The 13,485-nt window shown below is 61.0% G+C and carries 15 protein-coding genes; 2 read left to right on the forward strand and 13 right to left on the reverse strand.

Annotation, left to right across the window (positions count from 1 at the left end; genetic code table 11):
• From BUA94_RS20050 to nirK, 12 genes are all read right to left on the reverse strand, one after another.
• Complete coding sequence (locus BUA94_RS20050) at positions 1–2,217, reverse strand: NosR/NirI family protein (protein WP_073015131.1); 2,217 nt, start codon at positions 2,215–2,217, stop codon at positions 1–3.
• The gene (locus BUA94_RS20055; RefSeq protein WP_073015132.1) at positions 2,214–2,618 is read right to left on the reverse strand and encodes a hypothetical protein; all 405 of its coding nucleotides are present in this window, start codon (positions 2,616–2,618) and stop codon (positions 2,214–2,216) included. The genes BUA94_RS20050 and BUA94_RS20055 overlap by 4 nt, the downstream gene beginning before the upstream one ends.
• 297 nt (positions 2,619–2,915) lie before the next feature.
• Positions 2,916–3,350, reverse strand: coding sequence for a hypothetical protein (locus BUA94_RS20060; RefSeq protein WP_073015133.1), 435 nt, complete (start codon positions 3,348–3,350; stop codon positions 2,916–2,918).
• A 3-nt stretch (positions 3,351–3,353) separates the two neighbouring features.
• Positions 3,354–4,550 (reverse strand): NnrS family protein, encoded by a 1,197-nt coding sequence (locus BUA94_RS20065; protein ID WP_073015237.1) that lies wholly within the window; start codon positions 4,548–4,550, stop codon positions 3,354–3,356.
• Between the two features lie 78 nt (positions 4,551–4,628).
• A complete protein-coding gene (locus BUA94_RS20070) occupies positions 4,629–5,060 on the reverse strand; it encodes a pseudoazurin (protein ID WP_408011974.1) in 432 nt (143 codons plus the stop codon).
• A 101-nt stretch (positions 5,061–5,161) separates the two neighbouring features.
• The gene (gene ccoG, locus BUA94_RS20075) at positions 5,162–6,601 is read right to left on the reverse strand and encodes a cytochrome c oxidase accessory protein CcoG (protein ID WP_073015134.1); all 1,440 of its coding nucleotides are present in this window, start codon (positions 6,599–6,601) and stop codon (positions 5,162–5,164) included.
• Entirely contained in the window at positions 6,598–7,722 is a 1,125-nt protein-coding gene (locus tag BUA94_RS20080) for a hypothetical protein (protein WP_073015135.1), read from the reverse strand. The genes ccoG and BUA94_RS20080 overlap by 4 nt, the downstream gene beginning before the upstream one ends.
• Complete coding sequence (locus tag BUA94_RS20085) at positions 7,719–8,084, reverse strand: metal-sulfur cluster assembly factor (RefSeq protein ID WP_073015136.1); 366 nt, start codon at positions 8,082–8,084, stop codon at positions 7,719–7,721. The genes BUA94_RS20080 and BUA94_RS20085 overlap by 4 nt, the downstream gene beginning before the upstream one ends.
• Positions 8,081–8,326 carry a DUF2249 domain-containing protein gene (locus BUA94_RS20090; protein WP_208980177.1) on the reverse strand — a complete coding sequence of 82 codons (246 nt, stop codon included), beginning with the start codon at positions 8,324–8,326 and terminating at the stop codon, positions 8,081–8,083. The genes BUA94_RS20085 and BUA94_RS20090 overlap by 4 nt, the downstream gene beginning before the upstream one ends.
• 100 nt (positions 8,327–8,426) lie before the next feature.
• Positions 8,427–8,837, reverse strand: a complete 411-nt coding sequence (locus BUA94_RS20095; RefSeq protein ID WP_073015137.1) for a hypothetical protein — start codon at positions 8,835–8,837, stop codon at positions 8,427–8,429.
• Positions 8,837–9,658 (reverse strand): SUMF1/EgtB/PvdO family nonheme iron enzyme, encoded by an 822-nt coding sequence (locus BUA94_RS20100; RefSeq protein WP_073015138.1) that lies wholly within the window; start codon positions 9,656–9,658, stop codon positions 8,837–8,839. The genes BUA94_RS20095 and BUA94_RS20100 overlap by 1 nt, the downstream gene beginning before the upstream one ends.
• Positions 9,659–9,757: 99 nt before the next feature.
• On the reverse strand, positions 9,758–10,885 hold the full coding sequence (gene nirK / locus BUA94_RS20105) for a copper-containing nitrite reductase (RefSeq protein WP_073015139.1): 1,128 nt from the start codon (positions 10,883–10,885) through the stop codon (positions 9,758–9,760).
• Between the two features lie 173 nt (positions 10,886–11,058).
• Between nirK and BUA94_RS20110 the strand changes: the two genes are divergently transcribed.
• Together BUA94_RS20110 and BUA94_RS20115 are read left to right on the forward strand one after the other, a co-directional pair.
• The gene (locus tag BUA94_RS20110; RefSeq protein WP_073015140.1) at positions 11,059–11,760 is read left to right on the forward strand and encodes a Crp/Fnr family transcriptional regulator; all 702 of its coding nucleotides are present in this window, start codon (positions 11,059–11,061) and stop codon (positions 11,758–11,760) included.
• 126 nt (positions 11,761–11,886) lie between these two features.
• Positions 11,887–12,219, forward strand: coding sequence for a DUF2249 domain-containing protein (locus BUA94_RS20115; protein ID WP_073015141.1), 333 nt, complete (start codon positions 11,887–11,889; stop codon positions 12,217–12,219).
• 96 nt (positions 12,220–12,315) lie between these two features.
• Here BUA94_RS20115 and BUA94_RS20120 read toward each other — a convergent pair whose 3' ends face one another.
• Positions 12,316–13,458 (reverse strand): ROK family transcriptional regulator, encoded by a 1,143-nt coding sequence (locus tag BUA94_RS20120; RefSeq protein ID WP_175558092.1) that lies wholly within the window; start codon positions 13,456–13,458, stop codon positions 12,316–12,318.
• Between the last annotated feature and the right edge of the window lie 27 nt (positions 13,459–13,485).

Here is a 13,485-nt window from a genome sequence, read left to right on the forward strand (position 1 = left end):
TCAGGAGGGCATGGAGCCCGCAGGCTGGGCCGGGCGTTCCCCGGTACCGGCTGCTGCCCGGCGCTTCAGCTTGCGCATCACGACGGGGCATCTCGTTTTCGACTGGTAGAGAACCTGGCAATTCATGCAGTTGACGCATTCGTTGGGGTTGATCTCGCCAGTCGGGTGAATGGCCTGCACCGGACAATCGTTGGCGCAGGTGTGACAGGGGTTGCCGCATTCGTGGTAGCGCTTGAGCCAGTCGAACATCCGGATCCGGGCCGGAATGGCGAGGGCAGCGCCCAGCGGGCAGAGGTAGCGGCAGTAGAAACGCTCGACGAAGAGGCCGATCACCAGCAGCGTTCCCACATAGAGGAGGAACGGCCAGGCACGGGCGAACTTCAGGATGATCGCGGTCTTGAAGGGTTCGATCTCGGCCAGGTGCTCAGCCTGTTCGATGGAGGCGAGCGAGACGCCGAAGAGGCCGAGGAAGATGATGTATTTCACAGCCCAGAGCCGCTCGTGCAGCCCCCAGGGCAGGGTGATCTGGGGCACGCGGAAGACGCGGGCAATGCGGTTGGTCAGCTCCTGCAGGGCGCCGAAGGGGCAGAGCCAGCCGCAATAAGCGCCCCGGCCCCAGAAGATCAGGGCAGCGGCCACCGAAAACCACAGAATGAAGGTCAGCGGATCCAGCAGGAAAGCTTCCCAGGTGAACCCGGACTTCAACGAGGCAGCAAGGGCAAAGAGATTGACCACCGACAGTTGGGCATTGGCAAACCAGCCGAGGAACACTAGGGTGAGCGTCAGATAGCCCATGCGGAACCAGAGCGTGAGCGTGGCCGAACGGGTCAGGAAGCCTTGAAAGAAGAAGGCAGCGGTCAGCACGGCCAGCATGATGGCGACGGCCGAGATTTCAAACGTCTTGTCCTGCCAGATCCGTTTCCAGAGCTGAGCCTTAGCGGCCGCCTCCGCCTCGTCCCCATCCGCCATCAGCGGAGCTGCTGCCATGTCCGTTGAAACGGCAGCAGGTACCACCTTCAAGAACCGGGCAGGCGGCTGCCAGCCGAGGTCAAAGGTCAGGAACAGCTTCTCGATGGCACCGACATTGCGCTGGACGAGCAGTTGAAGCCGGAAGGGTTCGGCGGGGTTGAAGCCGCTGTCGGCCGGGATGCGGAAGAGTTCGCGCTCGCTCAAGTCCGGAGCGCCTTCGGCAGCAATGCCTCCGACGCGCATGTGATCCTTGTCGCGGAAGCGGACAGACACATCCCCCTGGATCAGCTGGATCCGGTCGAAGATACCGCCGCGCACATAGCCAGATCCCTTGAAGGAATAGCGGCCCCGGCCTGCGACCAGGATCGCCTGGTCACCCGGCTTCAGCCAGTCCTGCATGTTGGTGTAATCACCCGGCTCCAGCAGCTTTTCGCCAATGCTCGGAATGCTGGCGAGGCTGGCGTAAAGGTCGATGAAGACCTCTTCGGCTGCGCCCGGCTCGGGCCGTTCGGCAGCGCGCTGATCGGGCAATTCGGCAAAGGCTGAGTTGATCTGGCCCACATCCAGGGACAGGCGGCGCACGGTGCCGTCGCCGACCTGGGTCAGCCAGTCGTCAGCGGCAACAGCTTCCGGATTGATCTCCGCTTTTGGCCCGGAAGCCATGCTTTCTTCCGCAAGCCCGCCAAGGCCGAGACCACGGGCCACCTTGATGGAGGAGCGGATCACCGAGTCGTCGATGACCATCACCGTGACGGTCGCGCCGGAGATGATGTTGAGATCATGGCTCTCGCCGCCGGAGGCCACTTCCTGGGCAATGTCGACGCCCTTATAGCCGTCGATCAGGGCAACGATCTTGGCTTCCGGAATGCCGACCAGCACGATCGGCTCGGAGTGCTTGAGGAGCTTCACGCCCTTCAGCACGGCATCCGTCCCGATGGCCACCATGATGTGGATCGGCTTGCCGGAATAGCCGGTGGTGCCGGCAAAGTCAGACGTGATGAAGGCATAGGCCACGGTCTTGCCGCCGCTCAGCACCGGGGCGACCGGTAGGCGTGGATCAATCGGGCCAAAGCTGTCCGCACCTTCAAAAAGCGAGGATGCATCGACCTTGGGCAGGAACCGGGAAAGGTGGGAGGTCGCAGCCTGCGCTGCCGCATCCACCGTGCCGAGGCACAGGATGACAAGCAGCCCGGCGAAAAGCCTGGTCAGGGTGGCTGACCATGAAAGACGGACAGAAGTTTGGGTCATGACGTGGTCCTTGGCGGTGCGCGTGCGCGGGCAAGACGGCGGGCGCTGGCGTGGGACTGGGCCAGGGAGACTGGGGTCAGGCTGGACCGGACAAAAACGGGAAGGGAGGCAGGGGCTGCGGGCAGAACACCCGCGCTCGTCTGGCACAAAGAGCAGTTGTCGCAGGTCAGGTTGCAGCAGGGGTGCTTTTCCGGAGACGGCAATTCATTGCCACTCTCGTCAACGCGGATAACCCGGCGCCCTTCACCGGAGCAGATGACAATCTCCGTCACCTGACCGGCCACCGCATGGCTTCCGTCCTGGACAGACATGGCCGCCATGGCACCGCTCTGGACGCCCGTGAGAGCGGCCGATAGCGCCAGAAACAGCGCAAAAACGATATGGAGCCAACGGTTCAACATGGCGCCAGTTAGTCCCTGCGCCCAATTCCCTTCTTTGATGTAGAGCAAACAAAACAGCAGTCAGCTGAGGGGAGGGCATCCTGAGCGCCTCTGGGAACGACTGCACGGGCAGCGCAACCGCGCAGGGAACCTGATAAAAATGCCAGACCCGGCTAATCCATGTGCCGGACAGAAAAAATTCTATTTCTCGCGAAATGGTTGTGGAGAAGCGTGTGCCCGCATCGGGCTTTACCGGGACCGTCGATCAAGCGGCGCAGAAAAGCGGCCAAACAGGCTGTATGGCCCCTGAACGCTGCATCAACGACCGGGTGTAACGCCTTTGCCGGGCTGCTGTTCATGGAACCAGATCAACGGCAATGCCGCATAGAGCAGCAGGGCAAGCAGCTGGATCCGCCCTTCCAGATCCCAGAAGCGGCCCCAGTGTTTCAGCAGGGGAACGCCGCAAAGCAGGCCCGCGATCAGGGCATCGGCAAGGACAAAACAGCCTAGAGCGATAAGACCGGTGAGCACGGGGTGCTGCTCGGCCTGTGCGCCTATTTTCCCCGACCGCAACAAGGCACTTAGCGTCAGGACGCCCGCGACGAGGAATACAGCTGCTTCCCAAAGGGCCGCAATCAGCGTCCCGCTGGCAGAGTTCATCCAAAGTGACCGGGTCAGTCCTGTCGCCAGATAGGACAGGCAGAGCACGCCGCCATAGGCCAGCCCCGGACGCACTACGGGCAGGAGGTGCATGGATCAGGCGGCCTTCATCCGCAGATAAGCCGGGGGCAACAAGAGCCAGCGGGCATAGCCTGCGGCAAAGACCAGATACCCCCCCGCCCAGGCAAGGCCTGCGACATCCAGCAAGGGGCGCATGGCCTCTCCCAGATAAGGCGCGGCCGCACGGGCGAAGGTTCCCACGAGGATCAAGCCGAAGAGCACAAGGTCCATGCGGCTGGCGGTCAGCGGCTGACCACTGTGCCCACGGCTGGCCCGTGTCATCACCGCAAGGGTCATGAGGCCGACCGAGCCTGCCGTCCAGAGATGAAGAGCGGCGGCAGGGTCTGCATGTCCGGGATTAAGGATCGAACAGGCAACCGCAAGAAAGCCGGCGCACAGGATCCCGTAAGCAATATGCAGGATGAAGAGCAGCGGCTCCTGCCGGGTGGCAAATCCCCGCCAGCGGGCAAGGCGCCAGACATTTCCGGCTCCTGCCAGCAACAGCAGGGCAGCGGTGCCCAGATGGAGAGGCAGGATCGTCCAGGCAGCAAGGGCCAGGGCGCTCACCCCCATGATGACGGCGTCGCCTTTGCCGAAGGGGGCAGGCAGTTTCACGGCCTTGCGGGCCGCCAGCCAGTTGCGGGTGAAAGCCGGAATGATCCGTCCGCCGATGACCAGGATCAGCAGAAGCACGAGAGAAAGCCCCGCACGCAGCGAATAGTCGGCAACACCGGCACTATAGGCTTCGGCATGGAAGCCGAGATTGGCGAGCGCGAGCAAGGCGACAATGCCAACCACCCTCAGGTTTCTGTAGTTCCTTGCAGCCACGACTTCCCGCGCAAAGACGGCACTGAGCGATATCAGAAACATGAGGTCTATGGCCGCGGCCAATGGCGCACCGATCAAAGCCGAAATAGAGACGGCAACACGGCCTGCACACCACAGCAGCAGCAGGGCGAGAAGTTCCGCTCCCGAGACAGCAGGACGGCCCGTCCAGTTCGCAACCGCCGTCAGGGCAAAGCCCGCGATGATCGCCGGCACCCCGCCGAAGAGAAGCGTGTGCACATGCCAGTCACGGGGAGCAAAGGCAGTCGGGAGCGTGAGATCGCCGAAATAGAACGGCAGCCAGATCAGAACCGGAGCAGCCATGGCCAGGGCGCCCGCAAGGAAGAAGGGACGGAACCCGCCCGAAAGCCAGTGAGGGCCTTGATATGCTTGTGCCGTCTTTGCCATGGCTTCAATCCTTGGAAATTTCATGAAATGCAGGCCGCAGAACCCCAGGGAGAAGGGGTTCTGCGGCCTGTCGGGTGGTCAGAGACCCCCAAGAAGACCGGCAAGCTTCTTGCCGCCCTTGCCGGGCACCTTGACTGCCTTCACGGCCTCAAGGTTCACGGGCTCACCGACGACAACCACGGCGACCATGCCCATGCTGACATGAGGCTTGCACTTGACGCCGTAGACGCCTTCTTTGTCGAAGGTCACGGAAATGTCCTTGCCCATCTTGCCTGCGAAGGCTTCAGCGCCTTCCGGCAGCATGTCCTTGATGGTTTCCGCATTGTGGCCGGCATCCGTTGCCTTGAAGATGACGGTGTCGCCCGGAGCAACTTTCACGACTTCCGGCTCGAACACCATGGCTCCCGCGGCGCCCTTGTTGAGCATCTGGACTTCGATTTCAGCTGCCATGACTGCGCTGGACAGAGCGAGAGTGGCAACGGCTGCAAGAGCGATGGACTTGATGTGCACGGTTTTTCTCCGATTAAGTGGAAGTTGAAACTCAGCTATAGGCTCTTGATAGCGGCACGCGGAAATCGCGACTTTGTTTCACATCAAACTTCTCGAAGTTCTCACGGCTGATGAAACCGGTCTGTCTTCGAGACCTCTTCACCGGACGCCGGACGAGTGATCGTGAACTGGATATCGCCACTCAGGGTCGACGGGCCGGTCACGGAAACCCGCAGCTTGCGCATGTCGTCACCAGGCACGTCGATCACGAGCGGAGCACCATCCAGGCTAGGCTCCAGTCCCGGCGTAGCAAAGCTCAGGGGGGCGCCGGCGGTCACATGAAGCTCGAATACCGCTGGCTGGGTTTCCAGGTTGGAAATCCGGACTTCGTAGGAATTGCGGGCCGTCCCATCAGAAAGGCGCACGGCAATCGGGTTCCGGTCATGGATGACCGTCAGCGCAAGCGGCGAACGGGTGGCAAAGTGCACCGACATGACGGCAATCAGCACAAGGGCCGCAGCTGCCAGACCCAAGGTCTTCGGCCGGATGACCTTAACAGGTTGCCGCTGCTCGCCCTTGCGCTCCCGCTCAATGTTGCGCCAGCTCTCATAGTCGATGAGACCCCGGTCCCGGCCAAGCTTGCCCATGGTCGTGTCGCAGGCATCGACGCACAGGCCGCAGTTGATACAGGCAATGCTCGGACCGTTGCGGATGTCGATACCCATGGGACAGACAGTGACGCAGGCATTGCAATCAACACAGTCGCCAGCCGGCAGGAAATGGACGCGCGCGAGTTCCGCCTTCTTGGCGGACATGCGCGGTTCGCCCCGTGGATCCCGGTAATTCACCGTAAGGGCGTCCCCATCCCAGATCGCGCCTTGCAAACGCGGCCAGGGGCACATGAAGGTGCAAACCTTTTCCCGGGCAAATCCGGCCAGCGCATAAGTGGTGAAGGTCAGGCTGGCTGTGATGCCATAGGCAAGCGCGGACGCCTTGCCGGTGAAGAGTTCGGTCAGCAGTGTTGGGGCATCGGCAAAATAGAGCACGAAAGCGCCTCCGGTTGCTGCCGCAATCGCGAGCCAGACACCATGCTTTGCCACAAGGCGGATGGCCCGCTTGACCGTCATGGGCTTGCCACGAGCTATCAGCTGCTCCCGGCGGTCGCCTTCAAAAAACCGCTCCACGGCGAGAAACAGGTCGGACCAGATGGTTTGCGGACAGAAGAAACCGCACCAGATCCGGCCGGCAACCGCATTCATCAGAACGAGAATGACCGTGGCCAGAACCAGCAAGCCGGTCAGATAAATCAGTTCCTGGGCCCGGGCCTCGATGCCGAAAAGGTAGAAGCGGACATCCGCCAGATCGAAGAGGATTGCCTGATCGGGTTGCGAGGCCCCCCGGTTCCACCGCAGGAACGGCAGGACGTAATAGACGCAGAGACACATGACCAGAAGGCCCCATTTCAGTCGGCGGTAGAAACCGCGCACGGACTGGGGAACCACTGGGCCGGTCTGTCCGGCAATCTTGGGCCGGTGGGTGGGCGTGACAATCTGGTAAGTCATTTGAGACTCTCCGAAAACACGGCATGGCCTTTCGGCCGAAACGAAAGGGCTGTCCCGGCCAGAAGACCGGCATAGACAAGAAGGCTGCCAAGCGTGAGCCAGGCGGAGAGGGACACAAAATCCGTCTTCCCGAACAGGTCTCCGCTGGTCCGCAAGAGGCAGGACAGCTGCAGCAAAGCGAGAGGCAGATAGAGAGCCGGGACATAACGCACCCTGGCTCCTGCGACTGCGGGCAGGATGATCGGCGCATGGGCAAAGACCATGGACAGCACAAAGCCGAGACCAAGAGCGTGAATGACAGCGTCATGGCCTGATGCCGTCTGGGCGGGAGGCAAAATCACAAGCAGCGCAGCCGCAATGACCATCCAGCCATAACCGGCAAGAAGGGCAAAAGCCGAAAACCGGGCAAGACCACACTTGCGGATCGTGGTTCTGGCGATGTCATTGGCCGCGAGCCAGACTGCCAGACAGACGAGCGCGAGCGGCATCAGAACCAGGGTGGAAACGCCAAAATCTCCGGACAGCGGCTCTCCCGCCACCAGCGCCAGGCAGAAGAGGGCAACAATTGCGGTTAAGACTTTCGCTGCCCCCGCCCCAGTCATCCGCAGCCGTGCCAATTCAATGCGCTCGGCAGTAATGGTCATGACCAGAAAGGACAGCCAGTAGTAGCTCGCCTCAGGAAGGCCGCCGCCGAGAAGCCACCAGATGGTTCCGGCTGGCCAGAGAGCCGCGCCAATCACCATGATGCCCGTGAAAAGCTGCGGCAGACGGAATGCCGCCTGCGCTGTAAGCCCCAAAAGACCGAGCCCAGCCATTCCAAACAGCAAACCGGAAGCGACCGGATCAAGGAAGAGAAGAACAGCCCCCGCTGCAGAGAGGCCTGGCACGAGAAACGCCGAGGATTGTCCGCTGGCCACGGCACGCTCGAGGGAAATCAGGGTGCCGAAGAACCCGCAAAGCATGAAAGCGCCGTGACGATCCGCAATGCTGACCGCAAAGTCCAGGAGTCCCAGCCGGCTCAAACCAGCCGCCAGTCCAACCGCAAGGCTGATTGCTGCGCAAAGCCCGAGCAGGACATGCGGGACCTTGCTTCTGGAAACCCCTTGGCGGATGACGCTCATTTCCGGCTCCAGAAACCCGAGAGAGCGGAGCTGATGGCCTGACCAAGCCGGCTTGGCTGCGGAGTGAATGCTTCAAGAACTCCGGCATCTGCAAAATCCGGTATCCATTGAACCGTGCGGTCGAGAAGGACCTTGACGGCAAACTCCGGCCCAATCGCCTGCGACACCGCCAGAGCGGCCTCTTCGGCGATCAACCCGCCAAGCGGGCAGGTCGGTGTGGTCATGCACAGCCCGATCTCCACGGACACCCCCGAAATCTCGACCGAGCGGACCAGCCCGAGGTCAACGATGTTCACGCCGAGCTCCGGGTCGTCGACCGTCGAGAGGGCAGCACGGATCTGATCTTGAAGCGGAAGTGTCATGGCAGGCTCACCCTCACGCGCCAGACCGACGGCCCTTCTTCCAGATAGGTCCAGTCGAAGGGTTCTAGGGACCGGCTTGAAAACAGCTTGCGCAGGCGGGAGGGATCGCAATCGTTGACGATTTCGAAGGACCGCCCGGGAACAAGAGCCTCAAACGCCTTGAGGGCGGTGACACGCCGCAATGCGCAGGGCAATTCGCACATATTCAGGACTTGGCCGTAAGGCGCTGTTTCAATTGTCATTTTTGTCAGGTTTCCAGGGCCAGTTTGGCATCTCAGGACCATGACAATGCCGCAGAAGCCGGAGAGCTTCTTTGAGCGGGAACAAACTTCGAGTGAAAAGTCAGGTTTTTCCGGCAGGCTCAGAATGATTGAGGCCGCTGAGGATTTCGAGATTGGCAGCAGCCTGTGACGCTGTCTCTGAAATGTGCCGGAAGGTCTCGACAAGAGCCGTCACGTCATCAGGATGCATGTCCGGCTCCTCAAGGTGATGAACATCCTGCAAGTAAGGGAGCGCCGCGCACAACACATCTGCATGTTTCCGGGCAGCTATGATCAAGCGCTTGCGGGATCTGCGGATTTCGAATTCCTCGAAAACAGCAAGAGTGCGTTCAACCTCATCCTGACAGGCACAGGGCAGTCCCATGTCCTGCAGCACGTTGGACAAGCGCCGGAGCAGGGCTTGATCAGCGGCGATCTTTTGCGCGGCGCCGGCACGGTCGCCGCCCTTTATCCTGTCGGAGTGTTCGGTCATCAGAACCCCAGCCACTCCAGAAGGTTGGTCTCCTCCCGGACAAGACGGATCCCGAGATTTGCCGGCGGAATGCCGATCGAACAGGCCCCGGCCTTCGGATCCCTGAAAAAGGCGGTCATCAAGGCCCGGTGGCTGCCCTCGGCAATCCGAACGCCGCAATTCTCGGTCACAACTGGCTCCTGTCCGGCCTTCGTGTGATGACGGACATAACAGGTCGAGGTCCATTCCCAGACGCTGCCGGAAAGATCGACGAGACCATGCTCGTTCTCGCCAAAGTGGCCAGCAGGCATGAGCCGGGTTTCAGTCTCCTTCTGGGTTTCAGCTTCCGCGTCATAGACGGCCATCCAGCGCTTGGCCGGATTGTCAGGATCGCTGATCTCCGTATAGGCATCGTCCTTGAACCTGGATCCGGCGGCCAGAGCCCATTCCTGATCGGTAGGCAGTCGCCAATGCTCGCCGGTCTCTTCGCTGAGCCAGGCAGCATAAGTCACTGCATCGTTGAAGTTGACGCCGCCGAGCGGCAAGGACGGATCGCCACTGGTGTCCAGAGGCTCGCAGACACCGGCTGCCACACACCGCTCATATTCGCCGCGGGTCACCTGGTTCCGCATGACTGTCAGAGGTTTCTGCAACCTGATTTCGGCCAAAGGGCCATTCACCGGGGTCTCATCCTGCAGAAACTCTCCCGGGTGCCGGTAGATGACGCTGACATCTTCGAGCCGGACAAGTCCCTCCTCGTCCGGAGTGGCCTTGAACCCCTGAAGCGCAGCCATTCCGGCAAGGCCCAGGGCGGCGAAAGCAGCATATTTCAGCAGGGTCATGACACCCTCCATGCGTCCATTGAACGGACAGTCAATTCAGTTGTTGCGAGGTCACGAGAGCCGAACGGCCCGTCATGGACGAGCCGTTCCTGAGTGACGTCAGTTGGCGACGATCGGGCCCGGAGCAGAGATCTGCTTCATCAGATCATTGTTCCATTCGCCTTCGACCTTGACGTGACCGGTTGCGCCGAGTTCGGCTGCTTCGATCAGGTTATGGTTCACGTAGGCGTAGATGCCCGGCTGCTGGAAGGTGTAGATGGCGGTTGCTGCGCTGCCACCTGCGACAAACCAGGTTTCCAGTCCCTTCTGCGGCGGGTTACCGAACTTGCCGCGTTCCCAGACGTAGTCGCCATGACCACCGATCAGGTGCGGACGGGTATCCCGGTTGGCGCTGCTGTGAATGAACATCACCGTTTCACCGACCTTTGCCGTCATTGCGTTGTCGCCGGTCAGTGAGCCCTTGGCACCGTTGAAGACCACATGGGTCGGGACCAGGCCTTTCATGACTTCAACCGTATCGGCGTAGGCATCGCCGGGGCTGTCGAACTCCAAGTAGTTGCCGTTCTCGTCCTTCGGAATGTAGAGGTCGAACTCGCCGATCGTGTAGACACGGTCGTAAGCGATCTGTTTGCCGTCAGCATCCTTCAGGCCATCGCGGGGCAGGACCATGATCGTGCCCGACATGCCGCTGACAACGTGCCAGGGAACCATGCCCGGAGGGGCGCAGTGATAGACGAAGGTACCTGTCTTCGTTGCCTTGAAGCGCATGGTGGCCTGTTCGCCCGGATTGACGAAGGTCATCTGCGCGCCGCCCAGGGCACCTGTTGCCGAATGAAGGTCAATGTTGTGCGGCATCGAATTGGTTTCAGGATTGATCAGGGTCAGCTGGACGTAGTCACCCTCATGAACAACCATCGTCGGTCCTGGCATCGAGCCGTTGAAGGTCATGGCCTGGAAGGTCGTGCCTTCATCGTCGACGACGATCTTCTTTTCTTCGATCGTCATGGTGAATTCGACAACCTTTGGACCACCCTTGGCGATCTGGTCATGTTCCATGACCATCGGAGGAGCGACCAGCTTTGCCTTGACGTGTTCAAGGCCTGCAGCGAGGTCGACCTGTTCAGCGGCCGAGGCTGCAACAACCTTGGCGTTTTCAGCGTGAACCGGCATTCCGGCGATCAGGGCGATGGCTGCTGCCCCACACAGGGCTGCGCGACGGGTCAACATGGCAGTTCCTTTCGTTACCCTTGTTTGTGTCGGTGAGGGCAGTAAACGCGAAAGGCAGGAATTCATCTTTGCGAAAAGGCAAAGACGATTGTTTTTGCCCTTCTGGTTGTCATTTTCCGCGCGGAAGAGTATCCCAGCCAAAGCAAGGCGGCGCGCATCAGGGCGGGGGAAATATGGCTGCAAACAAGCTGGATCGGTCCCTGATCCGCAATCTCATGATCTTTCAGCAAATGTCGGATGAAGACCTGGACAATGTCCTGGCCATGGCATCCGTGCGGCAATTGCCGGAAGGCGGGTCAGCCTTCACCCAGGGCGAGCCTGCAACCGAGTTCTTCTGCCTGCTCAATGGCCGCCTTAAAGTCGTCCAGACCACACCGGACGGCCAGCAGGTCGTGGTGCGTCACGTCAATCCCGGTGACATCTTCGGCATCGCCAAGGCCATGCGCCGCACGGAATATCCGGCAACGGCCGTGGCAATCGTCGAAAGCCTCGCACTGGCCTGGAAGTCGACCCAATGGGAAGCCTTCATTGCCCGCAGCCCGACCCTGGCCCTCAACGCACTTCAAACAGTCGGCCAGCGGCTGCAGGATGCACATTCGCGGATTCGCGAGCTGTCTACAGAAGAAGTGGAACGCCGGGTTGCCCATGCTGTCCTGCGGCTCGTCCAGCAGGCCGGCAAGAAGACGGATGAAGGCATCCTGATCGACTTCCCCGTCACCCGTCAGGACATTGCAGAAATGACCGGCACGACGCTGCACACGGTCAGCCGGGTCATGACGGCCTGGGAGGCCAAGGGCCTCGTCCAATCAAGCCGCAAGAAAGTGATCGTCATCGACCCGCACCGTCTCTACGTGCTGGCCGAACACAGCGAGTGAGGATTTCGTCCAAATGGTCAGCCGAGCAAAGAGAAACTCAGCCAGACTCTTTGCTCTGCAACAACGTTCCCATTTTCCGAAATGCCTAGTGTCCCGGTCTTCCGTTTGTTTGACCGAGGATCAGGAATGTCCCAAACCGAGCTTGAAGCCGCCGAACTGGTCGCTTCCCACGATCTGCGCCCCTTGCCCCGCCCCCAGCGCCATACGCTGGTCTTCCAGCAATTCGACGCGTTGTTGCCGGGGCAGTCGTTCGAGTTCACAAACGACCATGATCCGCTGGGGCTGCTCTATCAGTTCCAGCAGTTCTTCGCGGGTCAGTTCCATTGGATCTACAAAGTGCCGGGCCCGGAAGACTGGGTGATCGAGGTCATCCGCCTGGACGACACCCCTCATGACGCAGAAGCTTCCCACCCGGATGGCTGCACCTGCGGCTCCAACGGCCTGCAAGGCTGCGGCTGAGTGACAGCCGTCCAAACTCCTGCCCCGGCACAAGTGCGCCGGGGCGGCCTGCAAGAACTTGCCTTGGCCTGACAACTCAGGCTCGTTTCGCTCCGCTCAGTCAGGTGCGGCAATCAGGGCTTTTTGACCCAGCAGGTTCTGGGCGACGGGCAGGAAGGAGGCAGCTTCCGCTGTTGCCAGCGGCCCGACCAGCCCGGCAACCTCCAGCACGGGCTTGGTCAGGGGCCGCCGTCCGCTGATGTCATAGCCGGTAAGGGTCACCTCGGCACAGAGAGCCGAGAGGATTTCCCGTGGCAGGAACCCACCCACGACGATGGCATCCGGGTTGAAGAACTGAATGGCAGCGGAGAAGGGTTCGGACAGACGGGGGCCCCGGTCTGCGATCCAGTCGAGAAGCTTCCCGTCCCGCTCAGCATAGAGCGCAGACAGGTGCTCGAGGGAGAGTGTCTCCAGCTCACATCCCAGATGCCTTGCCAGATCCGTCAGGCTTGGCCGCGGACCCGTTTCAGGGATGAGCGCACCGATGTTGGCTGCCTGATTGAAGGCCCCCCGGAACACCTCGCCCTTGACAACCGCGCCGCCCCCGACCCCGAAGCCGAAGGTCGTGTAGAAGACACAGCGCTTGGCCGCATAAGCGCCGTTCGCCATATAGGCCGCTGAACAAAAGGCGTCGTTTTCCCAGTAAACGGGCAGCTTGAACCGGCTGCGCAGACCCTTGGCAATGTCCACCAGCGGCAGTCCGACCTGGGTAGGCGTGACTTCGAACAGCTCTCCGCCTTCACCGACAATCGCCGGCACGGCATGGCCAATGCCGATGATCGGGGAAGGGCTGTTCTCCATCGCACGCGCCACTTCGAAGATGATCGTCTCGACGGCACCTTCCTGCGGCATCTCCCTCAGGCTGCTGTAATGAACCTTGCCGGACAGATCCGTGCGCACGACCGCACACAAGTGCCGGTGGGCGTAGATACCGATGCTGTGAAAGGCGGAACTGCGGACCGACAGGAAGACCGGCGGCTTGCCGCGCTCTCCGTTTTCCTGCTGGCTGCGCTCCTCCTGAATAAGCCCGGCCTTGTCGAAATTGGCAACGGCCTTGGTCAGCATGGCCTTGGACAAATTGAGATCCGAGGCCAGCTGGGTCCGGCTTTTTCCCGGATTCTGGCGAATGTACCTCAGCACCTGATGTTCCACCTCGGTCAGGCCCGGAACCGGTAATTCATCGTCTTTGGTGCCGTCCAAAAGCACGTCTCCAGCTTGCTGCTCAGC

It is taken from the genome of Roseibium suaedae (genome assembly GCF_900142725.1).
Taxonomy (GTDB): Bacteria; Pseudomonadota; Alphaproteobacteria; order Rhizobiales; family Stappiaceae; genus Roseibium; species Roseibium suaedae.